We start from the raw sequence: 26,472 nt of genomic DNA on the forward strand, positions 1-26,472 counted from the left end.
ATATTCAGCCCCTCCGGCGATTGAGGAGCGGGGGTCTGGGGGCAGAGCCCCCAGTTTCGGGAAGGGGTGGGATTGGGGAGCCCCCGGCAAGGCCCCCGCCTCAGCCCACCACCCTCCCGTTCAACACCACCGCAGAAGGCGCCGCCAGCACCCGCACATCCGCCCGCGGATCCCCCTCGTACACGACAAGATCCGCAGGAGCCCCCTCCACGAGTCCGGGCCGCCCGAGCCACGCCCGGGCACCCCACACGGCGGCGGAGATCGCGTCGACGGCGGGGATCCCGGCCTTGGTGAGCTCAAGGACCTCCCCGCCGACGAGCCCGTGGGCGAGCGCGCCGCCGGCGTCGGTGCCCGCGTACACGGGCACCCCGGCGTCGTAGGCGGCCCGCACGGTGTCGTAGCGGCGGGCGTGCAGCCGCCGCATGTGGTCCGACCAGCGGGGGAACTTCGCCTCGCCCCCGGCGGCGAGTTGCGGGAAGGTGGCGATGTTGACGAGGGTGGGCACGATGGCGACGCCGCGTGCGGCGAAGAGGGGGATGGTGTCCTCGGTGAGGCCGGTGGCGTGCTCGACGCAGTCGATGCCCGCCTCGACGAGGTCACGGAGGGAGTCCTCCGCGAAGCAGTGGGCGGTGACGCGGGCGCCGAGCCGGTGGGCCTCGGCGATGGCGGCCTCGACGGCGCCGCGCGGCCAGCAGGCGGTGAGGTCACCGGCGTCGCGGTCGATCCAGTCGCCGACGAGCTTGACCCAGCCGTCGCCGCGCCGCGCCTCGCGGGCGACGTACGCGACGAGGTCGTCGGGCTCGATCTCGTGGGCGTAGTTGCGGATGTAGCGGCGGGTACGGGCGATGTGCCGGCCCGCGCGGATGATCTTCGGCAGGTCCTCGCGGTCGTCGATCCAGCGGGTGTCGGAGGGCGAGCCCGCGTCGCGCAGGAGCAGCGCGCCCGCGTCGCGGTCGGTGAGCGCCTGCTTCTCGGCGACGTCCGGGGCGACGGGTCCGTGGGCGTCCAGACCGACGTGGCAGTGCGCGTCGACGAGGCCGGGCAGGGCCCAGCCCCGCACGGTGATCATGTCCGCCCCGGCAGGGCGCTGGTAGGTCACCCGCCCTCCCACCACCCACAACTCGTCCCGTACGTCCTCGGGCCCGACGAGCACCCGCCCCTTCACGTGCAGCACCGTGCGATCGCTCATGGGCAGCAGCTTAGACAGCACCGTGGGAGGCGAGAGGGCTGACTTCGGGGGTGGGTACGCTCGATGCGCGGGAGGACCCCGTCCGTCCCGTCCATCCCATCCATGAGCGACACGAGCGACGAAGCGAGCAGCAGCGTGACCCACCCCTTCCTTGACCTTGCGCCGCTCGGCGCCGCGCACTTCGCCGCCATCGAGGACCGGGTGGCCCGGCTCCTGGACACCGAGCAGGACGTCGTGATCATGCAGGGCGAGGCGCTGCTGCCCCTGGAGGGCTGCATCCGCGGCGCCGCGCAGCCGGGGACGACCGCCCTCAACGTCATCACCGGGCCCTACGGGCAGACCTTCGGCGACTGGCTGCGGGACTGCGGCGCGACGGTCGTCGACCTGGCCGTGCCGTTCCACACCGCCGTGACGGCCGCGCAGGTCGAGGAGGCCCTCGCCGCGCACCCCGAGATCGACTTCGTGTCGCTCGTGCACGCGGAGGCGGCGACCGGCAACACCAACCCGGTCGCGGAGATCGGCGAGGTCGTGCGTGCGCACGGCGCCCTGTTCATGCTGGACGCCGTCGCGTCCGTGGCCGCCGAGCCGCTGCTCCCGGACGCGTGGGGCGTGGACCTGTGTGTGATCGGTGCGCAGAAGGCGATGGGCGGGCCCGCCGGGGTGTCGGCGGTGTCGGTGAGCGCGCGCGCCTGGGCGCGGCTCGCCGCGAATCCGCGGGCGCCGCGGCGCTCGTACCTCTCCCTCCTGGACTGGAAGGAGCGGTGGGTCGACGGTGGCCGGAAGGCGCTGCTGCACGCTCCGGCGCAGTTGGAGATGTTGGCGCTGGAGGCGTGCGTGGAGCGGATCGAGGCGGAGGGGCTCGACGCTTTGATGGGGCGGCATGCCACGGCCGCTGCGGCTACGCGTGCGGGTGCGGTCGCTCTTGGCGGTGGTCTTGAGCCGTACGTGTACGAGGCTTCCGACGCCGCGCCCGTCGCCACGACGTTGCGTGCGCCGCAGGGCGTCGACGCCTCCGAGCTGGTCGCGCGCGCCCTTGCCGCCGATCCCGTGCTGCCGCTGGTCGCGGGTGGTGGCGCGTTGGCCAAGGAGATGATTCGCGTCAACCACTATGGGCCCGACGCTACTCGGGGGGTCGTCCATGCGTCGCTTGCCGCGTTGGGCGCCGCGATGGCCGAGTGCGGCCTCACTGTCGACCTGGAGGCCGCTCGCCGCGCCGTCACGGCCGCCTGGCTGTAGGCCCCGGCCCTCTCATGGGGCTCCGCCCCTCTCCCCCGTTCGGCGCTTCGCGCCTCGTCCTCAAGCGCCGGACGGGCTGACAACACCTCCCGTCGCCCGGCCGGTGGCCGAAACGCCTGCCGTCGGCCGACGCGCCCTGGGAAACCCGTGCGCACGGGGGGAAGCATGTCCCCATGCCCACCATGCCGGACGGCCGCCCCATCCCTCACCTCACCGCCGACGAGCCGACCATGCTTGCCAGTTGGCTGGATTTTCACCGTGAGACGCTCGCGCACAAGTGCGCGGGGCTCGACGACGCGCAGACGCGGCGGGCGGCCGTGGAGCCGTCCGCGCTCAGCCTGTTCGGGCTGGTCCAGCATCTGGCGGACGTCGAGCGGAAGTGGTTCCAGCGAGTGTTCGCCGGGCGGGACGTGCCGTGGATCCGCGGCGATCCGGCGAGCGGCTTCACGCCGGACCCGGAGCGCTCGTTCGCCGACGTGCTCGCGGTGTGGCGGCGCGAGGTCGAGGTCAGCCGGGAGATCTGCGCGGGGCGCTCGCTCGACGACACCGGGCGGCTGTCGGCCGAGGAGGCCGCCCTGATGGGCAGTGCGGCCATCAGCCTGCGCTGGATCCTCGTCCACCTCATCGAGGAGTACGCCCGCCACAACGGCCACGCCGATCTGCTCAGGGAGCGCGTCGACGGAGTCACCGGGCCGTGACACGGCGGCAAATCCGGCGGCAGAATGAACGGGTCCACGGCAGGTGCACAGCAATTCGCGCACCGCTTTTCATGAATTCTTTATGCGAGCAGCTTCCCGTATTCTTCTGCCCGCTTTCCAGGGGCCTAAACACTAAGGTTTCGCCAGCGCCAATCCACGTAATTCGGGCACGTCTCGCGGGAGTTTCGTTTCTGTGACGCACTCCACAGGCCGTCTGTTTTGTCGGATATAAACTATACAAAAACGGGATAAATGGACGCCCATTCATGCGGGCGCCCGCGCCTGCGTGATAACACATGAGGTCGCCGCGCGTAACCCCTTCCCCCGATGCAATCCGAGAAATTGCTCGGTAAATTCAATCCGCATGACCGCTGCACAAGCCGATCTACCGACCGACCTGCAAGCGAATTTCCTTGAAATGCCCGAGGGGCTGCGGCTCGACACCCCCGGCGTCGCCGACGGCGCCGCGATCTGGCGGATCGCCCGCGACTCGAAGGTCCTCGACCTCAACTCCTCGTACAGCTACCTGCTGTGGTGTCGCGACTTCGCCGCGACGTCCGTCGTGGCCAGGGACAGCGCATCTCCAGGCGGCGAACCCGCCGGATTCATCACCGGCTACATCCGCCCCGACAAGCCGCGCACCCTGGTGGTCTGGCAGGTGGCCGTCGACCACGCGCACCGTGGTCGTGGCCTCGCCGGCGCGCTGCTCGACGGGCTTGCCGCGAAGGTCGCCGCCCACCCCGGGTTCGACGCCCTGGAGACGACCATCTCGCCGGACAACACCGCCTCCGAGCGCCTGTTCACCTCGTTCGCGAAGCGCCACGGCGCGCGCGTCGAGCGGACCGTGCTGTTCGACGCGGCCCTGTTTCCCGATGACGACGGCGGGCACGAGCCCGAGGTCCTGTTCGACATCGCCCCACTCTTCCGCTGACCGGCCGGCTGCCGCGCCACCGGAGGCCTGACGCACCGTCACATGCCCCCGGCACGATCCCAGTCCACCCAGAACCCCTCACGATCAATCCATCTCCCAGGAGATCTGCTGTGACCATCACCCAGCCCGACCTGAGCGTCTTCGAGACCCTGGAGTCGGAGGTGCGCAGCTACTGCCGCGGTTGGCCCACTGTCTTCGACCGCGCGCAGGGCAGCCGCATGTTCGACGAGGACGGTCACGAGTACCTCGACTTCTTCGCGGGCGCCGGCTCGCTCAACTACGGCCACAACAACCCGGTCCTCAAACGCGCCCTCATCGACTACCTGGAGCGCGACGGCGTCACGCACGGCCTCGACATGTCGACGACGGCCAAGCGCGCCTTCCTGGAGTCGTTCCAGAACCTGGTCCTTCGCCCGCGCGACCTGCCGTACAAGGTCATGTTCCCGGGCCCGACGGGCACCAACGCGGTGGAGTCCGCGCTGAAGCTGGCCCGCAAGGTCAAGGGCCGCGAGTCGATCGTGTCGTTCACGAACGCCTTCCACGGCATGTCGCTCGGCTCCCTCGCGGTGACCGGCAACGCCTTCAAGCGGGCGGGCGCCGGCATCCCGCTGGTGCACGGCACGCCGATGCCCTTCGACCACTACCTCGACGACTCGATGCCGGACTTCCTCTGGTTCGAGCGGCTCCTGGAGGACCAGGGCTCCGGTCTGAACAAGCCCGCCGCGGTGATCGTCGAGACCGTGCAGGGCGAGGGCGGCATCAACGTCGCGCGCGCCGAGTGGCTGCGTTCGCTGGCCGACCTCTGTCGGCGCCAGGACCTGCTCCTGATCGTCGACGACATCCAGATGGGCTGCGGCCGCACCGGCGCGTTCTTCTCCTTCGAGGAGGCGGGCATCGTCCCCGACATCGTGACGGTGTCCAAGTCCATCAGCGGCTACGGCCTGCCCATGGCGCTCACCCTGTTCAAGCCCGAGCTGGACGTGTGGGAGCCCGGCGAGCACAACGGCACCTTCCGCGGCAACAACCCGGCCTTCGTCACGGCCGCCGCCGCCCTGGAGACGTACTGGTCCGACGGCTCGGCGATGGAGAAGCAGACCCAGGCCCGCGGCGAGCAGATCGAGCAGGCGCTTGTCGCGATCGCCGACGAGGCCGGCGACGCCATCGAGGAGTACCGCGGCCGCGGCATGGTCTGGGGCATCGAGTTCCGTGACAAGCCGCGCGCGGGCGCCATCGCCAAGCGCGCCTTCGAACTCGGCCTGCTCATCGAGACCTCCGGTCCCGAGAGCGAGGTCGTCAAGCTGCTCCCGGCCCTGACCATCACGGCCGAGGAGCTCGACGAGGGCCTGCGCACGCTCGCCCGCGCGGTCCGCGAGACCGCCTGAACACCTACACCACACGCACAGACAAGGAATCGACTCACCGTGATCGTCCGCTCGTTCAAGGACATTGAAGGCACCGACCGGCACGTCAAGGCCGCTTCGGGCACCTGGGAGAGCAAGCGCATCGTGCTCGCCAAGGAGCGCGTCGGCTTCTCGCTGCACGAGACCGTGCTCTACGCGGGTACGGAGACGTCCATGTGGTACGCCAACCACATCGAGGCCGTCGTCTGCACCGAGGGCGAGGCCGAGCTGACCAATGACGAGACCGGCGAGAAGTTCACCATCACGCCGGGCACGATGTATCTGCTCGACGGGCACGAGAAGCACACGATGCGCATCAAGAAGGACTTCCGCTGCCTGTGCGTGTTCAACCCGCCGGTGACGGGCCGCGAGGACCACGACGAGAACGGCGTGTACCCGCTGCTCACGGAGCCGGAGGCGGTTTGACCCGCGGCTGACGGCACAGACATCCCGCACAGGGCCGTACGAGAGAGGAGAGGCAGGCAACACCATGACCACCGCACCCGGACGCACCGCCGACCTGTACCCGACCCGAGGCGCCGAAGAGGTCCTCATCGAGCGCAAGGACCCCGTGGTGTGGTCCGCGCCGGGTACGCCGGGACCCTTCACCGGAGAGGACCTGGCGGGGTTCGAACGTGACGGCTTCCGGGCCGTCGAGCAGCTGCTCACGCCCGAGGAAGTCGGTGAATACCACGCCGAGTTGGAGCGGCTGGTCAACGACCCGGCGATGCGCGCGGACGAGCGCTCCATCGTCGAGCCGCGCTCCCAGGAGGTCCGGTCCCTCTTCGAGGTGCACCGGATCAGCGAGGTCTTCGGGCGGCTCGCGGCCGACCCGCGCGTGGTCGGCCGCGCCCGGCAGATCCTCGGCTCCGACGTGTACGTCCACCAGTCCCGGATCAACGTGAAGCCGGGCTTCGGCGCGTCGGGCTTCTACTGGCACTCGGACTTCGAGACCTGGCACGCGGAGGACGGCCTCGCGAACATGCGGACCGTCTCGGTGTCGATCGCGCTCACCAAGAACCACGACACCAACGGCGGGCTCATGATCATGCCCGGCTCGCACAAGACGTTCCTCGGCTGCGCGGGCGAGACGCCGAAGGACAACTACAAGAAGTCGCTCCAGATGCAGGACGCGGGCACGCCGTCCGACGCGGCCCTCACCGGGCTCGCCGCCGACTACGGCATCCGCCTGTTCACCGGCGAGGCGGGCTCGGCGACCTGGTTCGACTGCAACGCCATGCACGGCTCCGGCGACAACATCACGCCGTTCCCGCGCTCGAACGTCTTCCTCGTGTTCAACAGCGTGGAGAACGCGGCGGTCGAGCCGTTCGCTGCGCCGGTGCGGCGGCCGGAGTTCATCGGGGCTCGGGACTTCACTCCGGTGAAGTGACCCTGATTCAGGCATGAGTCGGCCCGGCATCCCGTGGGGTGCCGGGCCGACTCACGTACGGCTCATCCGAGTTGGTTACGCCGACTGAAGCTCCGGGTAGTCCGTGTAGCCCTTGGCGTCGCCGCCGTAGAACGTGGACTGGTCCGGCGTGTTGTACGGGCCGCGGGTCTTCAGGCGGGCCGGCAGGTCAGGGTTGGCGAGGAACAGGGCGCCGAAGGAGACGAGGTCGGTCGTGCCGTCCTCGACCAGGGCGAGGTCGTCGTGGCCGGTGGGGCCCTCGGTCGCGGGGTTGAGGATGAAGGTGCCGCGGAACTCCTTGCGCAGCGCCTGCGTCAGCTCGCGGATCTCGCCGACCTCCATGACGTGCACGTAGGCGAGGCCGAGGACGTTCAGCTCCTTCACCAGGGCGAGGTAGGCCTCGTCCGGGTCGGGCTCGTGGATGCCGTTGAAGGGGTTGCCGGGCGAGAGGCGGATGCCCGTGCGGTCGGCGCCGATCTCGGTGACGACGGCCCTCGCGACCTCGACGGCGAAGCGGATGCGCTTCAGCGCCGAGCCGCCCCACTCGTCGTCGCGCTGGTTGGAGCCCGGCGCGAGGAACTGGTGGATGAGATAGCCGTTGGCGCCGTGCAGCTCCACGCCGTCGAAGCCCGCGTCGATCGCGTTGCGGGCCGCGGCGGCGAACTCGCCGATCGTGGCGCGTACCTCGTCGCCGGTCAGCTCGCGGGGCGTGATGAAGTCCTTCGGGCCCTCGTGCGTGTAGACCTGCCCCTCGGCGGCGATCGGGGACGGGCCGACGTTCACCAGGCCTTCGGGCAGCAGCGAGGGGTGGCCGATGCGGCCCACGTGCATGATCTGGGCGTAGATCCGGCCGCCGTTCGCGTGCACCGCGTCGGTGACCCGGCGCCAGCCCGCGATCTGCTCGGCGCTGTGCAGGCCCGGGGTGTCCGGGTAGCCCTGGCCCACCGGCGAGGGCTGCACGCCCTCGGTGATGACAAGGCCCGCGCTGGCGCGCTGCGCGTAGTACTCGACGACGAGGTCGGTGGGGACGCCGCCCTCACCGGCCCTGCTGCGGGTCATCGGCGCCAGGGCGATGCGGTTCGCCAGCGAGACACCGGAGAGGTCGATCGGGTCGAATGCGGTGGTCATCACAGCTCCAGGACATACGAAGATTGGTCGGCCAAGTAATTCAACCGGGAGTCACTGTAGCGCATTCCTTGGCCGACCAAGTTAATCTCGGAGGGGAACCAGGACGACACTGGTGGAGGATGGCGACGGCGGACAGGGCCGGGCCGGCGAAGGGCAGGAGTTCCGATGAAGGCCGACACAGGGACGGCGGGGGCCGCGCAGGCCGACCCCGCGTGTAGGGAGCGGCTGCCTCTGGCCGCCCAGGACGGGCCGGTCAGCATGACGATCAGCCGGGTGGCCCGGCTGCACCGGATCGCGGCGGGCAAGCTCCTGAAGGGCCTCGGCCTCTACCCCGGCCAGGAATTCGTGATGATGCACCTGTGGGACGCGGGCCCGGTGCGCCAGTCCGACCTCATCAAGGCCGTCGACCTCGACCCGTCGACGGTCACCAAGATGCTCCAGCGCCTGGAGCAGGCCGGGCACGTGCGGCGGCGGCCCGACCCGGACGACCGCCGGGCCGTGCTCGTCGAGGCAACCGACGCCAGTTGCGGGCTGCTCACCGAAGTACGGCGCTCCTGGGGCGAGTTGGAGGACCACACCCTCGCCGGACTCGACCTCGGCGAGCGGGCGGAGCTGGCCCGGCTGCTCGCCCGGGTCGAGACCAACCTCTGCGTGGAGACGGCGGACTGCCCGGAGGAGGCGCGGCGCCAAGCGTTGCGGCGGTAGGGGGTACGGCCTCCTCCCGAGCTGCCGCTCCGCCCGCCGCGGGACCTCAGCTGCTGCGCAGACCCTCCAGGAGGCGGTCCACGTCCGACTCCGTGTTGTAGAGGTGGAAGGCCGCCCGCAGATTGCCCGCGCGGTCCGACACCTCGATGCCCGCCGCGCTCAACTCCGGCTGGCGGACGCCGAGTCCGGGCACGGACACGATGGGCGACCCGGGCGAGGGCACCGGCTCGTGGCCGAGCGTGGCGAGCCCGGCGCGGAAGCGGTCCGCGAGCGCCAGGTCGTGGGTGCGGATGGCGGCCACGCCCAGTTCCTCGATCACGGCGAGCGAGTGCCGCGCGCCCGCGTACGCGAACAGGCTCGGGCTCTCGTCGAACCGCCGTGCGGAGCGGGCGAGTTCGGTGATCGGGCCGTAGCAGCTGTCCCAGGGGCGCTCCCCCGCGACCCAGCCCGCGAGGAGCGAGGGCACGGCCTCGTAGCCGTCCGGCCCCTCCGGGACGACGAAGAACGCGACACCGCGCGGGCAGGTGAGCCACTTGAAGGCGACCGACGTCAGATAGTCAACGTCCGCGATGTGCTCCGCGACGTCCAGCCAGCCCGTCGCCTGCGAGGCGTCGAGGTAGAGCTTGGCGCCGTGCGCGCGGACGGCGGCGCGCAGCGCGGGCAGGTCGGCGACGCGGCCGTCCGCCGACTGCACGGCGGAGACCGCGACCAGGGCGGTGTCCGGGCGTACGGATTCCGCGATGCGCTCCAGCGGTACGGCGCGGACCTTCAGGTCGCCGCGTACGTGGAACGGGTTCACCGTCGAGCTGAAGTCGCCCTCCGCGGTGAGGACTTCGGCGCCGGCCGGCAGCGAGGCCGCGATCAGGCCGCTGTACACGGCGACCGACGCGCCCGCCGCGACCCGGCTCGGGGCCACGCCGACCAGACGCGCGAAGGTGGCGCGGGCCGCCTCCACGTCCGCGAACATGTCCTCCGGGCTGCCGTGGGCCACCGACAGCGTCGCCTGGTGCATCGCGCGCACGGCGCGGTCCGGGAGCAGACCGGTGCTCGCGCTGTTCAGGTACGTGGTCCTGGGGGCGAACTCGGAGCGTACGAGGGTCTGGAAACCCTCGGGGGTCGAGGCGGTCGCGGCAGTCGAGACGGTGGGGGTGCGGTCGGGGCCCTGGCCGGAAGTCTCCATGAGGTCACTGTGCCGCCTCGGCAGGGTGTGGTCCATTGCGCATGATTGACCAGTACCTCGTAGCGGTGCTTATCCGTGCCTCTGACCAGGGCTTGTCCCGACCGCGCCGCGTCAGCCGCGCGGGACCTCGCAGCCGTCGGGGCCGCAGGCGTCGCCGCCCGCGTCGGCGCCGTCCTGGGTGATCACCGTCAGCGGCGAGCGGGCCGCCCACGCCTGCTCAAGGGCCTGCGAGAAGACCTCGGCGGGCTGGGCGCCGGAGACGCCGAACTTCCGGTCGAGGACGAAGAACGGGACGCCGTTCGCGCCCAGCTCGGCGGCCTCGCGCTCGTCCGCGCGGACGGCGTCGGCGTACGCGGTGGGGTCCGCGAGGACCTCGCGGGCGGCGTCGGCGTCCAGGCCCGCCTCGACGGCGAGGGCCGTCAGGCGCTCGTCGTCGTCGAAGACCGAGCGCTCCTCGGCGAAGTTGGCGCGGTAGAGCGCGCCGATGAGGCGGTCCTGGGCGTCCTGGCCGCCCACTTCGCGCGCGAAGTGCAGCAGGCGGTGCATGTCGAAGGTGTTGCCGTGGTCACGGCCCTCGGTGCGGTACGTCAGGCCCTCGGCCGCCGCGTTGTCGCCGAGGCGCTGCTCGGCCTCCCTCGCCTGGGCCTCGGTCATGCCGTACTTCTGCGCCAGCATCGGGATCACGGGGGCCGTGTCGCCCTTCGGGCGGTTCGGGTCCAGCTCGAAGGAGCGGTGGATCACCTCTACGGCGCCCTGGTGCGGGAAGGCCTCGAGGGCCTTCTCGAAGCGGGCCTTGCCCACGTAGCACCAGGGGCAGGCGATGTCGCTCCAGATCTCGACGCGCATGTGCTTCTTCCTCGGGTCGTACGAAGCGGAGCCACCCTCCGCCGCCTGGTCCAACCCGGACCGGGCGCCGTCCATTCCCCGTACATTCCCCGCCCCTTCCCCGTCCCTTCCCCGCTGCGACAGCGGTCAGCCCGGCGGCGGGCCGAAGTGGCGCGTGTTCGCGCGGATCCATGTGCGCAGGTGGGACAAGGGTTCAAGCGCGCCTCTGCCCAGGGGCGTCAGCTCGTACTCCACGCGGGGCGGGACCTCCGCGAAGACCGTGCGGTGCACCAGGCCGTAGTCCTCCAGGCGGCGCAGCGTCTGGGTGAGGACCTTGGGGCTCACGCCCTCCAGCTTGGCGCGGAGTTCGCCGAAGCGGCGGGGGCCGTCCGCCAGGGCGGTGATCGCGAGGCCGGTCCATTTGTTGGCCAGGAGCTCGAAGATCTCACGGCCGGGGCAGAGGAGCCCGTAGATGTCGTGGCGCTGCTCCGCGGCCTCCGACGTCGGCGTAAAGCGGCTCTGAGCTGTCATGGTTTCCAGAATATAGTTGGCGCCCTTGCGGGTGATCGGGCCCCGGGCCGTACGGTCCGGGCATGATCAAGAACGACCCCGCCACCCCCGTCCGCACCGGCATCGTCGGCCTCTCCGCCCGCTCCGGCTGGGCCCCCCACTCCCACCTCCCGGCCCTCACCCGCCTCCCCGGCTACGACCTGCGCGCCCTGGCGGCCTCCACCCCGGAGTCGGCCCGCGCCGCCGGCGAGAAGTACGGCGTCCCGCACACCTACGGCAGCGCCGCCGAGCTGGCCGCCGACCCGGCCGTGGACCTGGTCGTCGTCAGCGTCCGCGTCCCGCTGCACCGCGAGGTGATCCTGGCCGCGCTCGGCGCCGGCAAGCACGTCCTGTCGGAGTGGCCACTCGGCAACGGCCTCGCCGAGGCCGAGGAGCTCGCGCACGCCGCCGCCCGCGCCGGAGTGCGCACCTTCGCCGGGCTCCAGGCCCGCTCCGCGCCCGCCGTACGCCACCTGCGCGACCTCGTCGCCGACGGCTTCGTGGGAGAGGTGCTCTCGACCAGTCTGGTCGCGTCGGGGCGGCGCTGGGGGCCGACCTTCGAGCCCGGCGGCGGCTACCTCCTGGACCGCCGCAACGGCGGCACGATGCTCACCATTCCGTTCGGCCACACCGTGGACGCCCTGGCCATGGTGCTCGGCGAGTTCACCGAGGTGTCGGCGACCACGGCGACGCGGCGGCCCGTGGTGCGGGAGGAGGGCAGCGGGCACGCCGCCCCGATGACCGTGGACGACCAGATCGCCGTCAGCGGGCGCCTCGACTCCGGCGCCGTCGCCTCCGTGCACTTCCGGGGCGGGCTCTCCCGCGGCACCGACTTCCACTGGGAGATCAACGGCACGGACGGCGACCTCGTCGTCACCGGCGACCACGGGCACCTCCAGCAGGCCCGCCTGCGCGTGCGCGGCGCCCGCGGCGGCACGGACACCGCGCTCGCCGAACTCCCCGTCCCCGAGCGGTACTTCGACGTGCCCGAGCTGGACGGCTTGCGCGGCGAGGCTGCGTACAACGTAGGAGTGCAGTACGCCCACGTCCTGCGCGATCTGCGCGAGGGCACCGCCACCGTCCCGGACTTCGCGCACGCCGCGCGGCGGCAGCGGCTGCTCGACGCGGTCGAGCGCGCCGCCGCGACGGGAACCCGCGTGACGCTCTGAAGGCAGGCCGCGTCAGGAGCCGTCGCGCAGCCCCTTCGGCCAGTTCGGGCGGAACTCGATGTGCTCGAACGTCACCACGCACCCCTCCCCCTGCGGCGACTGCGCGAGGAAGCCGACGAGCGCCGCGGCGGCCGTCTCCTCGTCGCCGAGCTGGAAGATCCGGACGAACGTCCACGTCTCGCCGTCCGTGGAGGCGTGGAAGGCGAACGCCGTGCCCGTGCGGCTGATCCGCAGCCAGACGCTGGAGCCGTCCACGACGAAGGCGTTGGCGTCGTCCGAGCGGCCCCGGGTGACGACCGTGCAGATGGTGGGGCGCTCCGGGGAGCGCTCGAAGCAGAGCTTGGCCCACTCGCGCTCCCCCACGTGCAGGTAGAGCACGCCCGCGTCGAAGGCGGCGGCGAAGCCGACCGTGACGCGGGCGATCAGCTGGAAGTCGCCCTCGGGCGCGCCGAGCAGCCGGGGCGCGTCGGACGCCGGGTCCAGGGACTCGCCCGTGGGCGGCACGAAGCGGTCCTGGCGGGGTCCCGCCCAGCCGGTGAGGGTGCCGCCCGTTTCGTCGGAGGCGTCGTACGACCAGTTCCCCTCGGGGCCGTACGGCCGCAGCGTGAAGGGCAGTTCGGGCAGGGTCAGGCTTCCGGTCCGCTTGGCGTTCATGCCGTCAGTGTTCCAGGCGGCCGTCGTAGCGTCGCGGCAGACCGAGGGGATTGGCGTCGTGCAGTTCGGGCGGAAGGAGCGCCTCGGGGGTGTTCTGGTAGACGACCGGGCGCAGCCAGCGCTCGATGGCGGTGCCGCCGACGGAGGTGGAGGTGCTCGTCGTCGCGGGGTAGGGGCCGCCGTGCTGCTGGGCGGGGGCGACGGCCACGCCGGTGGGCCAGCCGTTGACGAGGACGCGGCCCGCGAGCGGGGTGAGTTCGGCGAGCAGCCGTGTGCCGCGGCCCGCGCCCGATACCCCCGCCGCCTCGTCGTCGGAGAGGTGCACGGTCGCCGTCAGGTTGCCGGGGAGGCGGGAGAGCACGGCCGTGATCTCGTCGTCGTCCGTGTACCGGGCGACGACGGTGACGGGCCCGAAGCACTCCTCCAGGAGCAGGTCGTGGGCGCCCTCGGCAGCGAGGCACGCGGCCGGGACGGTGAGGAATCCGGCGGTGACGGTGTGCTCGTCGACGGCGCCGGGGGTCACCGGGGCGTCCACGTCGGGCAGTTGAGCCCGTTCGGCCACCCCGGCGACGAAGTTGTCGCGCATGCGGTGGTCGAGGAGCACCCCGGCGCCGGTGGCGTCGACGGCCTCCGTCAGGGACTTCAGGAGGCGGTCGCCGCCCGCTCCGACGGGGGCGAGGACGAGGCCGGGCTTCACACAGAACTGGCCGACGCCGAGCGTCATCGAGCCCGCGAGGCCGGTGCCGATCTGCTCGGCGCGCTCGGCGGCGGCGGCCTCGGTGACGACGACCGGGTTCAGGGAGCCGAGCTCGCCGTGGAAGGGGATCGGTACGGGGCGCGCGGCCGCCGCGTCGAACAGGGCGCGTCCGCCGCGTACCGAACCGGTGAAGCCCGCCGCCGTGACCAGCGGGTGGCGGACCAGCTCGACGCCCGCCTCGAAGCCGTGCACCAGGCCGACGACGTCCTCAGGGAGGCCGTGCCGGGCGGCGGCCGCGCGCAGCACGGCGGCGACGCGCTCGGACGTCGCGGGGTGGTCGGGGTGCGCCTTGACGACGACGGGGCAGCCCGCGGCGAGGGCGCTGGCGGTGTCGCCGCCGGGCACGGAGAAGGCGAAGGGGAAGTTGGAGGCGGCGTAGACGGCGACGACGCCGAGCGGGACCTTGTGGCGGCGCAGGTCCGGGACGGGGGGTGTGGCCGCGCTGTCGGGGTGGTCGATGACGACGTCCAGGTACGCGCCCTCGTCGACGATGTCCGCGAAGGCACGCAACTGGTAGCAGGTGCGGGCGAGTTCGCCGGTGAGGCGGGCGGTGCCGAGGGCCGTCTCCGCGTCCGCCTCGGCGACGAGGTCGTCCTTGGCGCCGTCCAGGAGGTCGGCGGCGCTCCGCAGGAACGCGGCGCGGACCGTACGGTCGGCGAGCGCGCCGCGCACGGCGTGCGCGGCGGTGACGGCGCGGTGCACGTCGGCGGCGGTGGCTTCCGTCCCGACCTGCTCGCGCTGCTTCCCCGTTCGGGGGTCGACACTCCAGACTGGTGCTGTTGCCACCGCGGGTTCCTCCACTGGTCCGACTCGCCTGACTGCTCTGATCCGCTGCCGCCCGAGAGCGGCGTTCGATATGCTGAACGCTGTCTCTGATGGTGAATCTTCGGGGGCAGTGGAACTATTTCTCGTCGGACGTGAGGGGTCAAGGGCGATGTCGGCTGGGGAGACGGGCGGGGGCGCGCAGGTCAAGTCCGCGGTGCGCACGGTGGAGTTGCTGGAGTTCTTCGCGGGCCGGCCCGGCATGCACGCGCTGGCCGACGTCCAGGAGGCCGTCGGGTACCCCAAGTCCAGCCTCTACATGCTCCTTCGCACCCTCGTCGAGCTGGGCTGGATCGAGACGGACGCGACCGGCACGCGGTACGGCATCGGCGTACGGGCCCTGCTCGTCGGCACGTCGTACATCGACGGCGACGAGGTGGTCGCCGCGGCCCGCCCCACCCTCGACCGGCTCTCGGACGACACCACGGAGACCATCCACCTGGCCCGCCTCGACGGCACCAACGTGGTGTACCTCGCGACCCGCCAGTCCCAGCACTACCTGCGCCCCTTCACCCGCGTCGGCCGCCGCCTGCCCGCGCACTCCACCTCGCTCGGCAAGGCGCTGCTCGCCACCCACACCGACGAGCAGGTCCGCAAGATGCTGCCGGAGAACCTGCCGTCGCTGACGGAGAACACGATCACCGACCGCGAGAAGCTCATCGAGGAGCTGCGTACGGTGCGCGAGCAGGGCTTCGCCGTGGACCGCGAGGAGAACACCCTCGGCCTGCGCTGCTTCGGCGTGGCCATCCCCTACCGCACCCCCGCGCGGGACGCCATCAGCTGCTCGGTGCCGGTGGCCCGGCTCACGCCCGCCCACGAGCAGATGGTCAAGGACGCGCTGTTCGACGCGCGGGACCGGCTGACGCTGGCCACGCGGCGGCTCTGAGGCACCGCTGGGCCCCGCCGCCGGGGCTCCGGCTCTGAGGCCGACTCGTCCCGGCCCCGGCGCCGCCTCCCCCGCGCGGCGGAGGCGGTTCACCGGCAGGCAGGACGTGCCGCCGGGGCGGGCGCGCGAACGTGGAGGCATGACTCAGGCACACGTCCCCGCACCGGCCGCCCGCAGCGCGGCGCCCCTCGGCACCCCCGGCACGCTCAGCGGACCGCGTCGGCTGCTGCGCGCCGTGGCCATCGCCTCCTGCGTCCCGTACCTCTCCCTCAAGGTCGCCTGGATCGCGGGCAGCCACATCGGCATCCCCGAAGGCAGCTCCCTCCTGGAGCACCGCGGCCTGCTGGCGGCGGCCAACAGCCTCACCGTCCTCATGGACGGCTCCGTCATCGTCCTGGCGCTGCTGCTGACCCGACCCTGGGGGCGCCGCGTCCCGGCCTGGCTGCTCGGCCTGCCCATGTGGGCCGCCACCGGGCTGCTCCTGCCGATCATGGCCGGGTTCCCCACGCAGCTCGCGGTGCGGGCGCTCGGCGGGTCCGTGAACAATCCCGAGGACACCGGCCACAAGCCCTTCCTCGACGAGTGGGTCTTCGGGGTGGTGTACGGCGGGTTCATCCTGCAAGGGCTCAGCCTGGGGCTGCTGTTCGTCCTGTACGCACGTGACCGGTGGGGGCACGTGTGGCGGGGCCGGGTGTGGGACCTGCCCAGGGCCGTGGCCGGTGGGCGGGCGATGCGGACGGGGGCCGTGGCGGCGGCCGTGCTCGCGCTGTTCCCGGCCGGGCTGAAGCTGCTGTGGGCGGCCGGGTCGACGGTCGGCCTGAACGAGACGCGTGTCGCGGAGCGCACCTCTGACTTCTACGTCCTCTCGGCCCTCGAAGTCGGCTACCTGGCGGCGGCCGTGGCCGGAGCTCTCGCCCTCGCGTTCCGGCGGCCGCCCGCGCTGCCGGTGAAGGTCGCGCTCGGGCTCGCCTGGGCCGGTTCTGGGGCGGTGGGGTGCTGGGGCGCGTGGATGTTCGCGACGTCGTTCGCGGGCTCGGCGGACGTGGCGGACCGGCCCACGACCGTGATGCTTCTGGCCTACGCTGTGCAGATGATCATCGGAACGCTCGTGGCCGGAACCGGCGTGCGCTTCCTCAAGGAGCGCGCGGCCGAGGCCCCGCGCCGCCCGGCGTGAGACGGTTCACGGCGGCCCTCGTCGGGCGGCGGACGCGGCGGCGGTGGATCCATCTGATCCTCGGCGGCGCGCTCGCCATGCCGTACGTCCTGGTCGGCTCGATCATGGCCGGGCCGCTGCTCGGCGAGACCATGATGCTCGGTTCGTTCTCCTCGCAGCTCCTGTCGTTCGCGTTCGGGCTCCCGCTCGCCGCGATCACCGCGCTGTTCCCGCTGACCCGGCCCATGTCGGTGGCGGCGGTGCGGGCGCTGTGCGAGGTGCCGGACGACTCGCTGGCCGACGGGCCGCCGCGGTCACGGGCCGCGCGCGGGCGCACCATGGCCTGGTTCACGCTGCACCTCGGCTTCGGCGGGGTCATGAGCGGGATGACGCTCGGGCTCGTGCCGTTCGCGTCGTTCCAGATCGTCCTGCCGGTCTTCGTGGGCCTGGGGGACTCCTGGCTGGGGCTCCCCGAGAACCTGCGGGAACCCTGGGTGCTCGCGCTCGCGCCGGTCACGGGCACCCTGTCCCTCGTCGCGCTCGCCGGGTGCGCGGCGGGCGCCGGTGCCCTCCTCGCGGGCTGGGCGCCGCTGCTGCTCGGGCCCACGCCCGCCGACCGGCTCGCCGACGCCGAGCGCCGCGCCGCCGACCTCGCCGTGCGCAACCGCCTCGCCCGCGAACTGCACGACTCGGTGGGCCACGCGCTCAGCGCCGTCACGCTCCAGGCGAGCGCGGCCCGCAAGGTCCTCGACCGGGACCCGGAGTTCGTCCGCGAGGCCCTCGCCGCCATCGAGGACACCACCCGCCGCACCGTCGGCGAACTCGACGCCGTCCTCGGCGTGCTGCGCGAGGGCGGCGAGCGCGGCTCCACCGCCCCTGCGCCCACGCTCGGCGGCGACCTCGACGGACTCCTGCGCCGCACCCGCGCGGGCGGCCTGCGCGTCGACGCCTCCGTCGACCTCGGCGCGCTCGGGCCCGAGGGCGCCGGGGCGCTGCCGCCGATGGTGTCCCGCGAGGGCTACCGCATCGTCCAGGAGGCCCTGAGCAACGCCCTCAAGCACGCCGGCCCCGACACCGCGGTGACCCTGCGCGTCGGGCTCGACGGCTCCGGCCTGGAGATCGTCGCCGAGAACCCGCTCCCCGACGCCGCCCGCACCGAGCCCGCGCCCGCCCGCACCGGCGGCGGCCACGGCCTGCGCGGCATAGCCGACCGCGCCCGCCTCCTCGGCGGCACCGCGGCGGCCGGGCCCGCCGACGGCGCTCCCGGCGCCCGCGTCTGGAGACTTCACGTACGCCTGCCCTTCACGGGCCACGCATGACATGACCCGACCGGAAGGACAGACCCCATGACCGACGCCGCATCGCCCGCCCCGCTGCGCATCGTGCTCGCCGACGACGAGCGCATGGTGCGCACCGCGCTGCGCGCCATCCTCGCCGCCGAGCCCGACCTGGAGATCGTCGGCGAGGCGGCGACGGGCGCCGAGGCGGTGTCCGTCGTGCGCGAGCTGAAGCCCGACGTGGTGCTCATGGACGTACGCATGCCGGAGATCGACGGCATCCGCGCCACCGAGCAGATCCTGCGGGGCATGGACGAGCCGCCGCGCATCGTCGTCGTCACGACCTTCGAGAACGACTCCTACGTGTACGAGGCGCTGCGCGCCGGAGCGTCCGGTTTCCTGCTCAAGCGGGCCGAGGCCGAGGCGCTGGTGCAGGCGGTGCGGCTCGTGGCGCGCAGCGACTCGCTGCTGTTCCCGGCGGCCGTGCGGGCGCTTGCCGCCGAGCACGCGCGCGCCGCCGAGACCGCGCAGGCGCCCTGGATCGCGCGGCTCACCGGACGCGAGAGCGAGGTCCTTCGGCAGATGGCGGCCGGGCTGACCAACGCGGAGATCGCCGCGCGGATGGAGGTCGGTCCTGCGACGGTGAAGACGCATGTGGCGGCGGTCCTCGCGAAGACGGGGGCGCGGGACCGTACGCAGGCGGTGATCGCGGCGTACGAGGCGGGGTTCATGAAGAGCTGAGCTCCTGAGCGGCGCGGTTCATGAAGAGCTTCTGAGAAAACGGACACATCGCCGCAAGAGGGGAACGGAACGCGGCGGCGTGCTCGTCCTTCTGTGGGATGAACAAGACGATCAGGCACACCTCGGTCTTCGTGCTGCTCCTGGTGCTCGCCCTGCTTGTGCGGGCGACCTGGGTGCAGTTCCACGACTCGAAGGCACTCGCGGACGACAAGCTGAACCGGCGCAACGCGATCGAGCAGTACGCGTACCCGCTGGGCGACATCATCGTGGCCGGGGACGCCGTCACCGGTTCCAAGCGCACGAAGGGCGGTGACCTGGCGTACAAACGCACCTACAAGGACGGCCCGCTGTACTCCGCCGTCACCGGCTACAGCTCGCAGGTGTACGGCGCCACGCAGCTGGAGGGCATCTACAAGGACCTCCTCGACGGCACCGACAACCGCCTCAAGAACCCCCTCGACACGCTCACCGACAAGCGTGCCGACCCCGGTGAGGTCCTGACGACCATCGACCCGGCCGTGCAGAAGGCCGCGTACAAGGCCCTCGGCGACAAGAAGGGCGCCGCCGTCGCCATCGATCCCAAGACCGGGAAGATCCTCGGCATGGTGTCCACGCCGTCGTACGACCCGTCGAAGATCAGCGGCCTCACCGACGGCGACGCCTGGAAGGCGCTCACCTCCGACGAGGACAAGCCGATGGTGAACCGCGCGATGCGGCAGCCGCTGCCGCCCGGTTCCACGTTCAAGCTGGTCGTGGCCGCGGCCGCGCTCGAGGACGGGCTCTACGGCTCCGTCGACGAGAAGACCGTGAGCCCCAATCCGTACACGCTGCCCGGCACGCGGACCGTCCTCAAGAACGAGAGCTCTTCAGCTCCCTGCGAGAACGCGACGATCCGTACGGCGCTGCAGTACTCCTGCAACAACGTCTTCGCCAAGATGGCCGTCGACCTCGGGCAGGACAAGGTGAAGTCGCAGGCCGAGAAGTTCGGCTTCAACGCCGACAAGCTGGACGTGCCCGTGCGGGCCTCCAAGAGCGCCTACCCCTCCGACATGGACAAGGCGCAGACCGCGCTCACCGGCATCGGACAGTTCGACGTCACGGCCACGCCGCTGCAGATGGCCATGGTGTCCGCCGCGATCGCCAACGGCGGGGAGCTGGCGTCTCCGCACATGGTCTCCAAGGTCACGGACTCGGACGGGAACGTCCTCCAGGACTACGACGGTGACGGCGCGGAGCGGGTGGTCAGCTCGTCCACCGCCGAGGGGTTGCAGTCCGCGATGGAGACCGTGGTCTCCAAGGGGACCGGGACCAACGCGCAGATCAGCGGGGCCACCGTGGGCGGCAAGACCGGTACCGCTCAGCACGGTGAGAACAACTCCAAGACGCCGTACGCCTGGTTCACGTCCTACGCCAAGGGGGGCGACGGCAAGGAGGTCGCTGTCGCGGTGATCGTGGAGTCCTCGGACGCCTCGCGGTCCGAGGTGAGCGGGAACGGGTTGGCTGCGCCTATTGCTTCGGCGATGATGCGCGCGGCGCTGCGCTAGCTTGCGGGTTCCCGGGGCCGCCAGGGGCGACTCCCGACCCTTAAGAGCAGCCCAGGTCGACGGTCACTTTTGTGGATGGCGGCCACGTCGTAGGTGGGTGGCCAGGACTAGGGCCAGTGGGAGCACTCCGCCCGCCAACAGGCCTGTTGTGAAGCCCAGGCCTGAGGCTGGGTTGCCACCGTCGTGGATAGCTGCGGTGATGCCCGATGCCGTCAGGGCTGTGATCGCCAAGGCCAGCGCAGCGTAGAAGCGGCGGCTGCGGAAGGTGTGGCGGGTGGGTGGGGGCGGGGGCGTGGGCAGTTCCGCTGCGGGGCCCAGGCTTGCTGCGCGTGGGCGTTTGAACCACGCGTGCACCAGCCAGTTCCCGCACGCCTCCCAGCCGTCGGGGGCCAGCCGTTCGTCCAGGCCCTCGCGTCCCCGCGTGACCAGCTCCCGCCGGTACTCCCACCGCTGCGGGCGGTCCCGGTCGCGGCGGCACACGAACCGGCCGAGCGCGTCCACCCGCTCCACCTCCCAGCCCTCGTCCCCGAAGCGCCCAAGGAGTTCCTCGTCCACGAAGGTGTCGGCGGTCCAGCGCCAGGTCTCGGCGTCCGGGTCGGGACGGGTGGTGTCCGGCGCGGTCCGCCCTGCGGCAGGCGCCAGTTCGCGCGCGAACTCCTCCAGCGGCCCGAACTCCTCCTCCGGTACGCCCCCGCACTCCGCCAGGTGCTCCCCGAGGTCCGCCAGCGTCACCCGGACGTGCTCCTCGGGCAGCCCGAGCCCCCGCAGCCGCGTGCCCAGGTCCGCCAAGTACGGCTCCGCGTTCATCGCACTCCCGCCCGCGCCAGGACCTCACGTACCGAACCGTCGAACGCCAGCCACAACTCCCCCTGCTCGGAGAGGACTTCGCGTCCCTCCGCGGTCAGGGTGTAGTAGCGGCGCCCCGGACCCTTCTCCGTCGCCCGGAATTCCGCCGCCACCAGCGCCGCCTCCTCCAGGCGGTTCAGGACGGGGTACAGCGTGCCGCCCTTGATCTGGCCGAAGCCCGCCGCGCCCAGGCGTTTGGCGATCTCGTAGCCGTAGCTCTCGCCGTCGGTGAGGGAGGCCAGGACCAGCAGGTCGAGGACTCCCTTGAACCAGCTCGCGCGGCGGTCCGCGGTCACGCCGTGCCGCCCTGCGCCTGCGGGAGTTCGGGTGCGGGGATCAGCAGGTCCCGCACGGTGAGCATGGCGTGTACGGCGACCGGCAGGAGGAGGCTGCCGGTGGCCAGGTAGAGGCCGGTGAGCAGCGCGCCGAAGAGGGCGAAGACGAGGACGCCGGAGCCGCCCTGGTACCAGCCCGCGAGGGCGTACACGGCCAGAGCCAGCGCCGCCGCCACGGGCAGTTCGAGGCCCAGTACGCCGACGCCGAAGGCGATGAGCAGGCCTCGGTACACCAGCTCCGAGCAGACGCTGTCGGTGACGGCGGCCGCCATCGCCAGGCGGCGCTCCGCCGCGGTGCGCGGCAGCATCGCCTCGATGGCCGCGCGGCCGGGGATGTGCTTGCCCTCCCTGGCCATCTCGCGGAAGGCCCGCCCGGACGCGACGGAGACCGCCCCGAACAGCAGGACGGCCGCGACGACGTACAGAGGGTTGTCCGGTGCGGTGAGGCCGAAGTCCGCGGCGGTGGTGTCCGGCGAGAGCAGCAGGACCGCCACCGCCAGCGCGGCGAACGCCCACCACAGGGCGATGGTGAGGGTGAAGTAGCGCTTCAGCGCCCGGGGTTGGGTGGCTCTGCGGCGCGCCAGCGAGGCGTACATCCGGCGGCCGAGCCACGGCTCGACGAGCAGCAGATAGCCGCCGAGCGCGCCCGCAAGGACGGTTGCGGGCATGGTGAAGTCCGGCGAGATGGTCATGCGGTCCCCCTGGCGATCGAACTGCCTAGACCGTAATGCGAGCTAGTTAGGGATGCAACCTAGCCAGTGGTGCCGACTGATGCGGTCGGCTAGCCCGCGTAGGGGTCGGGGACCGCCCCCGGTCTCGCCAGGAAGTCGAAGTCGCAGCCCTGGTCGGCCTGCGTGACGTGCTCGGCGTACAGGGCTCCGTAACCGCGTTCGTAGCGGGCCGGAGGTGGGGTCCACTGTGCCCTGCGGCGGGTCAACTCCTCGTCCGAAACGTTGAGTTGGAGAGTGCGGGCCGGTACGTCCAGCGTGATCGTGTCGCCGGTGCGGACCAGCGCGAGGGGGCCGCCGACGTGCGACTCGGGCGCGATGTGCAGCACGCACGTGCCGTACGAGGTGCCGCTCATCCGCGCGTCGGAGATCCGCACCATGTCGCGCACGCCCTGCTTCAGCAGGTGTTCGGGGAGGGGGAGCATGCCGTACTCGGGCATGCCGGGGCCGCCCTTCGGGCCGCTGCCGCGCAGGACGAGCACGTGGTCGGCGGTGATGCCGAGGGAGGGGTCGTCGATGGTGGCGCGCAGCGTGCGGTAGTCGTCGAAGACCACGGCCGGGCCGGTGTGCTTGAGCAGGCGGGGCTCGGCGGTGATGTGCTTGATGACGGCGCCGTCGGGGCAGAGGTTGCCGCGCAGGACGGCCACGCCTCCCTCGGTGGCGAGGGGGTTGTCGCGGGTGCGGATGACGTCGTCGTCGTGGACCCGGGCGGGGGCGAGCTGTTCGCGCAGGGTGTCGTGCGCGACGGTGGGGCGGTCCAGGTGCAGCAGGTCCGGGATGCGGGAGAGGAAGCCGGGCAGGCCGCCCGCGAAGTGGAAGTCCTCCATGAGGTACGTCGTGCCGCCCGGCCGCACGTTGGCGAGCACCGGGACCCGGCGTGCCGTGCGGTCGAAGTCGTCGAGGGTGAGGCGGACGCCGGCGCGCGCGGCCATCGCGACGAGGTGGATGACGGCGTTGGTGGAACCGCCGAGGCCGAGGACCGTGGTCACCGCGTCCTGGAACGCCTCGGCGGTGAGGAGGTGCGACAACGTGCGGCCCCGGCGTACGAGTTCGACGATGCGCAGGCCGGACGCGGCGGCCATGCGGTCGTGCGCGGAGTCCACGGCCGGGATCGACGAGGCGCCGGGCAGCGTCACGCCGAGGGCCTCGGCGGCGGCGGTGAGCGTGGACGCCGTACCCATCGTCATGCAGTGGCCGGGCGAGCGCGCGAGGCCGCTCTCCAGCTCGGCCAGCTCGCAGTCGCCGATGAGACCGGCCCGCCGCTCGTCCCAGTACTTCCACATGTCCGTGCCCGAGCCGAGCACTTCGCCGCGCCAGTGGCCCGGCAGCATCGGCCCGGCGGGCACGAAGACGGTGGGCAGGTCGACGGACGCGGCGCCCATCAGGAGCGCGGGCGTCGACTTGTCGCAGCCGCCGAGCAGCACCGCGCCGTCCACGGGATAGGAGCGCAGGAGTTCCTCGGTCTCCATGGAGAGGAGGTTGCGGTACAGCATGGGGGTGGGCTTCTGGAAGGTCTCGCTGAGCGTCGAGACCGGGAACTCCAGCGGGAAGCCGCCCGCCTGCCACACGCCCCGCTTGACCGCCTGGGCGCGCTCGCGCAGATGGACGTGGCAGGGGTTGATGTCCGACCAGGTGTTCAGGATCGCCACGACCGGCTTGCCCAGGTGCTCCTCGGGGAGATAGCCGAGCTGACGGGTGCGGGCACGGTGCGAGAACGAACGGAGGCCCGATGAGACACCGCTGCCGTACCACTGGTGGCTGCGCAACTGGCGTGCGGCGGCGGGGACGTTCACGCCACCCACCCCGCCACGATCCCCGCGACCTCCGCGCGCGCCCGTTCCGGCAGCACGCTGCTCGGCGGGCGTACGTCGCGTCGGCACAGGCCGAGCGCCGCCAGCGCCTCCTTGACCACCGCCACGTTGTCCGCCGAGCCGTCGGCTGCCCGCAATTCCTCGAAGCGGCGTACGCGTTCCCAGACGGTCATCGCCGTCGCGTGGTCGCCGGCCCGCAGCGCGTCGTGCATCGCGAGCGAGAGCCGGGGCGCCACGTTCACGAGGCCGGAGGTGAAGCCGGTGGCGCCGGCGGAGAAGTACGAGGGCGCGTACGGCTCCGCGAGGCCCGCCACCCACACGAACCGCTCCAGGCCCGCGTCCCGCGCGAAGCCCGCGAACCGGACGGCGTCCGGTACCGCGTACTTCACGCCGAGGACGTTCGGGCAGCCGTCGGCCAGCTCGGCGAGGCGCGCGCCCGGCAGCCTCGGGTCGCGGACGTACGGCACGACGCCGAGGCCGGGCACGGCCTCCGCGACGGCGCGGTGGTAGGCGACCCAGCCCGCGCCGGAGACGTACGGGTGCGCGGGCTGGTGCACCATCACCAGGTGCGCGCCGGTATCGGCGGCGTGCCGGGCGTCGGCGGTCGCGGTCGCCAGGTCGTGGCCGACGCCGACGACGACCTCGGCACGCTCCCCCGCCTCCGCGACGGTCTGCTCCGTGACGACGCGGCGTTCCTGGGGGCTCAGGGCGTAGAACTCGCCGGTGTTGCCGTTCGGCGTGAGGGTGCGCACGCCCGCGTCGAGCAGGCGGCGCAGCAGGGCCCGGTGGGCCGGGCGGTCGAGGGAGCCGTCCTCGACGAAGGGGGTGACGGGGATGGCGACGACGTCGGCGAGGGCGGTGCGGCGGGGGTCAGGGCCAGGCGCGGGGCCGGGGCGTGGGCCGGGGCCGGGGACCCACGCGGACGCCGTCACGCGAGGGCTCCTTCCACACCCCGGCCGGAGCCCTGGCCGGAGGCCTGCCCCACGTCCTGCCCGGACGTCTCTCCCGCAACCCGGCCGGAGGCCCCCGTGGCCCGCACAGCCCTCCGTACGAACGACTCGATGTGATCGTGCAGCGCCCCCGCCGCCGCGTCCGCCGCGCCCTGCCGGGCCAGGCGGAGGATGTCCGCGTGCTCGGCGGCCTCCGTCGCCCAGGACGGGTCGGCGGCCCACGCGACGGTGGAGACCAGGGCGGCCTGGTCGCGGAGGCCGTCGAGGGTGCGGGTGAGCAGCGGGTTGCCGCAGTCGGCGTACAGAGCGCGGTGGAAGTCCCGGTTGGCCAGGGAGCGTTCGGCGGCGTCGGGGGCCGCGGCGGCGCGCTCCAGGGCGGCGGCGGCCACCTCCAGCGGGGCGCCGCGCCGCACGGAACGGCGCAGCGCCTCCGGTTCGAGGAGCAGCCGCACGTCGTACACCTCGCGCGCCATGTCCGCGTCCACCTCACGCACCGTGGCGCCCTTGTACTGGCTCATGACGACGAGCCCGGTGCCCGCGAGGGTCTTCAGGGCCTCGCGGACCGGCGTCTTGGACACCCCGAAGAAGCCGGCCAGGTCGGTCTCGACGAGCGGGGTTCCGGGCGGCAACTGCCCGGCGAGGATGCGGTGCTTGATCGCCTCCAGGACGAACTGGGTCCGGGAGGGAATGGGCGCCGACGGGGCGTCGCCCGCCGGCAGGTGCGCTGAGGTCATGTCCGCCTCTCGCGTATCGCGTCTCATATATGACGCATGAAGTACGACGCGACGAAGCTAGGCGCGGCACGGGTGTTCCGTCAACGGGTGTGACGTCAGGGGATGTTGCCGAGATCAGGCCCTGCGATCAGGCTTTGGGGTCGGGCCCTGGGGTCAGGGCCGCCAGCCGGGATCGCGCCCGCTCAGCGCCACCACGCGCTCCAGGAGCGGAGCGTCGTCGGCGACAGGCAGGGGCGGGCCAAACATCGTGCCCCGCGCGTCGGGCGACTCCGCGGCCGTGGCGGACACCATGGCGTAGGAGACGGCGAGGCTCGCCTCGTCGGGGGCGTACTCCTGCCCGGTGGCGCGGGCCAGGTCCCAGCCGTGCAGGACGAGTTCGTTGAGGGCGACCACGCCCGCGATGTCACCGGTGAGCTCGACGCCGCCCGCCCGGGTCTCCCCGGTCCAGGCGGCCGGGTCCCGCCACACCTCGGCGAGCTCACCGAGCAGCCGCGGCAGATCCTCCCGCCAGCCCTCACCGAGGTCCGGCACGCTGCTCGACGGATCCGTGTCCGTGCTCGGCCCGAGCCGCTTGCGCCCGGCATCGGCGAAGGCCCCGGTGAGGTGCACGACGTGGCCGAGCAGATGGCGTACGGCGTAGTCGGGACAGGGGGTGGGCCCGTCGAGCTGATCGTCCTTGACACCTTCGGCGACCCGCGCGACAAGCCGCGTCTGCGGCCCGAAGTTCGGCAGTTCGTATCGGTCGTCCGGCATGGGGTTCTCCTTCGTCCCGGGGCCGCCCGTGCACTGCCCTCTCCTCAGAGAGACTCCCGCCGC

27 protein-coding genes are annotated in these 26,472 nt (G+C 72.4%); 13 read left to right on the forward strand and 14 right to left on the reverse strand.

Annotated features, from left to right (window positions below; genetic code table 11):
• Nucleotides 1-100 precede the first annotated feature (100 nt).
• On the reverse strand, nt 101-1,189 hold the full coding sequence (locus IEY91_RS24025; RefSeq protein WP_164326052.1) for an amidohydrolase family protein: 1,089 nt from the start codon (nt 1,187-1,189) through the stop codon (nt 101-103).
• Between the two features lie 135 nt (nt 1,190-1,324).
• On the opposite strand from IEY91_RS24025, the gene IEY91_RS24030 reads away from it, so the two are divergent.
• From IEY91_RS24030 to thpD, 6 genes are all read left to right on the forward strand, one after another.
• Nucleotides 1,325-2,425: a pyridoxal-phosphate-dependent aminotransferase family protein gene (locus tag IEY91_RS24030; RefSeq protein ID WP_189175821.1), complete on the forward strand. Its 1,101-nt coding sequence runs from the start codon at nt 1,325-1,327 to the stop codon at nt 2,423-2,425.
• 173 nt (nt 2,426-2,598) lie between these two features.
• A complete protein-coding gene (locus tag IEY91_RS24035; protein WP_164326051.1) occupies nt 2,599-3,123 on the forward strand; it encodes a DinB family protein in 525 nt (174 codons plus the stop codon).
• A gap of 364 nt (nt 3,124-3,487) precedes the next feature.
• Nucleotides 3,488-4,054 carry a diaminobutyrate acetyltransferase gene (gene ectA / locus IEY91_RS24040; protein WP_189175656.1) on the forward strand — a complete coding sequence of 189 codons (567 nt, stop codon included), beginning with the start codon at nt 3,488-3,490 and terminating at the stop codon, nt 4,052-4,054.
• A 110-nt stretch (nt 4,055-4,164) separates the two neighbouring features.
• Nucleotides 4,165-5,436, forward strand: a complete 1,272-nt coding sequence (ectB, locus tag IEY91_RS24045) for a diaminobutyrate--2-oxoglutarate transaminase (protein WP_164326050.1) — start codon at nt 4,165-4,167, stop codon at nt 5,434-5,436.
• Between the two features lie 39 nt (nt 5,437-5,475).
• Nucleotides 5,476-5,880, forward strand: a complete 405-nt coding sequence (locus IEY91_RS24050; protein WP_016643612.1) for an ectoine synthase — start codon at nt 5,476-5,478, stop codon at nt 5,878-5,880.
• 64 nt (nt 5,881-5,944) lie between these two features.
• A complete protein-coding gene (thpD, locus tag IEY91_RS24055) occupies nt 5,945-6,844 on the forward strand; it encodes an ectoine hydroxylase (RefSeq protein ID WP_189175657.1) in 900 nt (299 codons plus the stop codon).
• 75 nt (nt 6,845-6,919) lie between these two features.
• Here thpD and IEY91_RS24060 read toward each other — a convergent pair whose 3' ends face one another.
• Nucleotides 6,920-7,990 (reverse strand): alkene reductase, encoded by a 1,071-nt coding sequence (locus tag IEY91_RS24060; protein WP_189175658.1) that lies wholly within the window; start codon nt 7,988-7,990, stop codon nt 6,920-6,922.
• Between the two features lie 165 nt (nt 7,991-8,155).
• Here IEY91_RS24060 and IEY91_RS24065 point away from each other — a divergent pair, with 165 nt between their 5' ends.
• The gene (locus IEY91_RS24065; protein WP_189175659.1) at nt 8,156-8,695 is read left to right on the forward strand and encodes a MarR family winged helix-turn-helix transcriptional regulator; all 540 of its coding nucleotides are present in this window, start codon (nt 8,156-8,158) and stop codon (nt 8,693-8,695) included.
• Nucleotides 8,696-8,741: 46 nt separating this feature from the next.
• On the opposite strand, the gene IEY91_RS24070 is transcribed toward IEY91_RS24065, so the two are convergent.
• From IEY91_RS24070 to IEY91_RS24080, 3 genes are all read right to left on the reverse strand, one after another.
• Nucleotides 8,742-9,875: an aminotransferase class V-fold PLP-dependent enzyme gene (locus tag IEY91_RS24070; protein WP_189175660.1), complete on the reverse strand. Its 1,134-nt coding sequence runs from the start codon at nt 9,873-9,875 to the stop codon at nt 8,742-8,744.
• 111 nt (nt 9,876-9,986) lie between these two features.
• Entirely contained in the window at nt 9,987-10,721 is a 735-nt protein-coding gene (locus IEY91_RS24075; RefSeq protein WP_189175822.1) for a DsbA family oxidoreductase, read from the reverse strand.
• Between the two features lie 126 nt (nt 10,722-10,847).
• Entirely contained in the window at nt 10,848-11,231 is a 384-nt protein-coding gene (locus tag IEY91_RS24080; protein WP_164326044.1) for a winged helix-turn-helix transcriptional regulator, read from the reverse strand.
• A gap of 62 nt (nt 11,232-11,293) precedes the next feature.
• Here IEY91_RS24080 and IEY91_RS24085 point away from each other — a divergent pair, with 62 nt between their 5' ends.
• A complete protein-coding gene (locus tag IEY91_RS24085) occupies nt 11,294-12,418 on the forward strand; it encodes a Gfo/Idh/MocA family protein (protein ID WP_189175661.1) in 1,125 nt (374 codons plus the stop codon).
• Between the two features lie 12 nt (nt 12,419-12,430).
• Here IEY91_RS24085 and IEY91_RS24090 read toward each other — a convergent pair whose 3' ends face one another.
• Together IEY91_RS24090 and IEY91_RS24095 are read right to left on the reverse strand one after the other, a co-directional pair.
• Nucleotides 12,431-13,072, reverse strand: coding sequence for a DUF1349 domain-containing protein (locus IEY91_RS24090; RefSeq protein ID WP_189175662.1), 642 nt, complete (start codon nt 13,070-13,072; stop codon nt 12,431-12,433).
• A gap of 4 nt (nt 13,073-13,076) precedes the next feature.
• The gene (locus tag IEY91_RS24095) at nt 13,077-14,615 is read right to left on the reverse strand and encodes an aldehyde dehydrogenase (NADP(+)) (RefSeq protein WP_189175663.1); all 1,539 of its coding nucleotides are present in this window, start codon (nt 14,613-14,615) and stop codon (nt 13,077-13,079) included.
• 148 nt (nt 14,616-14,763) lie between these two features.
• On the opposite strand from IEY91_RS24095, the gene IEY91_RS24100 reads away from it, so the two are divergent.
• The 5 genes from IEY91_RS24100 to IEY91_RS24120 all read left to right on the forward strand — a co-directional run bounded on the left by IEY91_RS24100 (nt 14,764) and on the right by IEY91_RS24120 (nt 20,252).
• On the forward strand, nt 14,764-15,537 hold the full coding sequence (locus IEY91_RS24100; RefSeq protein WP_164326040.1) for an IclR family transcriptional regulator: 774 nt from the start codon (nt 14,764-14,766) through the stop codon (nt 15,535-15,537).
• Nucleotides 15,538-15,676: 139 nt separating this feature from the next.
• A complete protein-coding gene (locus IEY91_RS24105) occupies nt 15,677-16,711 on the forward strand; it encodes a hypothetical protein (RefSeq protein ID WP_189175664.1) in 1,035 nt (344 codons plus the stop codon).
• On the forward strand, nt 16,708-18,009 hold the full coding sequence (locus IEY91_RS24110; RefSeq protein WP_229697202.1) for a sensor histidine kinase: 1,302 nt from the start codon (nt 16,708-16,710) through the stop codon (nt 18,007-18,009). The genes IEY91_RS24105 and IEY91_RS24110 overlap by 4 nt, the downstream gene beginning before the upstream one ends.
• Nucleotides 18,010-18,036: 27 nt before the next feature.
• Complete coding sequence (locus tag IEY91_RS24115; RefSeq protein WP_164326038.1) at nt 18,037-18,708, forward strand: response regulator transcription factor; 672 nt, start codon at nt 18,037-18,039, stop codon at nt 18,706-18,708.
• 98 nt (nt 18,709-18,806) lie between these two features.
• Nucleotides 18,807-20,252, forward strand: coding sequence for a peptidoglycan D,D-transpeptidase FtsI family protein (locus tag IEY91_RS24120; RefSeq protein WP_189175665.1), 1,446 nt, complete (start codon nt 18,807-18,809; stop codon nt 20,250-20,252).
• Nucleotides 20,253-20,315: 63 nt separating this feature from the next.
• On the opposite strand, the gene IEY91_RS24125 is transcribed toward IEY91_RS24120, so the two are convergent.
• The 7 genes from IEY91_RS24125 to IEY91_RS24155 form a co-directional block, all read right to left on the reverse strand.
• Nucleotides 20,316-21,059, reverse strand: coding sequence for a DUF1700 domain-containing protein (locus tag IEY91_RS24125; protein ID WP_189175666.1), 744 nt, complete (start codon nt 21,057-21,059; stop codon nt 20,316-20,318).
• Nucleotides 21,056-21,394 (reverse strand): PadR family transcriptional regulator, encoded by a 339-nt coding sequence (locus IEY91_RS24130; protein ID WP_164326035.1) that lies wholly within the window; start codon nt 21,392-21,394, stop codon nt 21,056-21,058. Before IEY91_RS24130 ends, IEY91_RS24125 begins: the two co-directional genes overlap by 4 nt.
• On the reverse strand, nt 21,391-22,125 hold the full coding sequence (locus tag IEY91_RS24135) for a CPBP family glutamic-type intramembrane protease (protein WP_189175667.1): 735 nt from the start codon (nt 22,123-22,125) through the stop codon (nt 21,391-21,393). The genes IEY91_RS24130 and IEY91_RS24135 overlap by 4 nt, the downstream gene beginning before the upstream one ends.
• Before the next feature lie 89 nt (nt 22,126-22,214).
• A complete protein-coding gene (araD, locus tag IEY91_RS24140; protein ID WP_189175668.1) occupies nt 22,215-23,954 on the reverse strand; it encodes an L-arabinonate dehydratase in 1,740 nt (579 codons plus the stop codon).
• Nucleotides 23,951-24,904: a dihydrodipicolinate synthase family protein gene (locus IEY91_RS24145; protein WP_189175669.1), complete on the reverse strand. Its 954-nt coding sequence runs from the start codon at nt 24,902-24,904 to the stop codon at nt 23,951-23,953. The genes araD and IEY91_RS24145 overlap by 4 nt, the downstream gene beginning before the upstream one ends.
• Nucleotides 24,901-25,656, reverse strand: a complete 756-nt coding sequence (locus IEY91_RS24150; protein ID WP_189175670.1) for a GntR family transcriptional regulator — start codon at nt 25,654-25,656, stop codon at nt 24,901-24,903. Before IEY91_RS24150 ends, IEY91_RS24145 begins: the two co-directional genes overlap by 4 nt.
• A gap of 153 nt (nt 25,657-25,809) precedes the next feature.
• Complete coding sequence (locus IEY91_RS24155) at nt 25,810-26,409, reverse strand: TIGR03086 family metal-binding protein (RefSeq protein ID WP_189175671.1); 600 nt, start codon at nt 26,407-26,409, stop codon at nt 25,810-25,812.
• Between the last annotated feature and the right edge of the window lie 63 nt (nt 26,410-26,472).

This window comes from Streptomyces lasiicapitis (assembly GCF_014646335.1).
In the GTDB taxonomy this organism is placed as follows: domain Bacteria; phylum Actinomycetota; class Actinomycetes; order Streptomycetales; family Streptomycetaceae; genus Streptomyces; species Streptomyces lasiicapitis.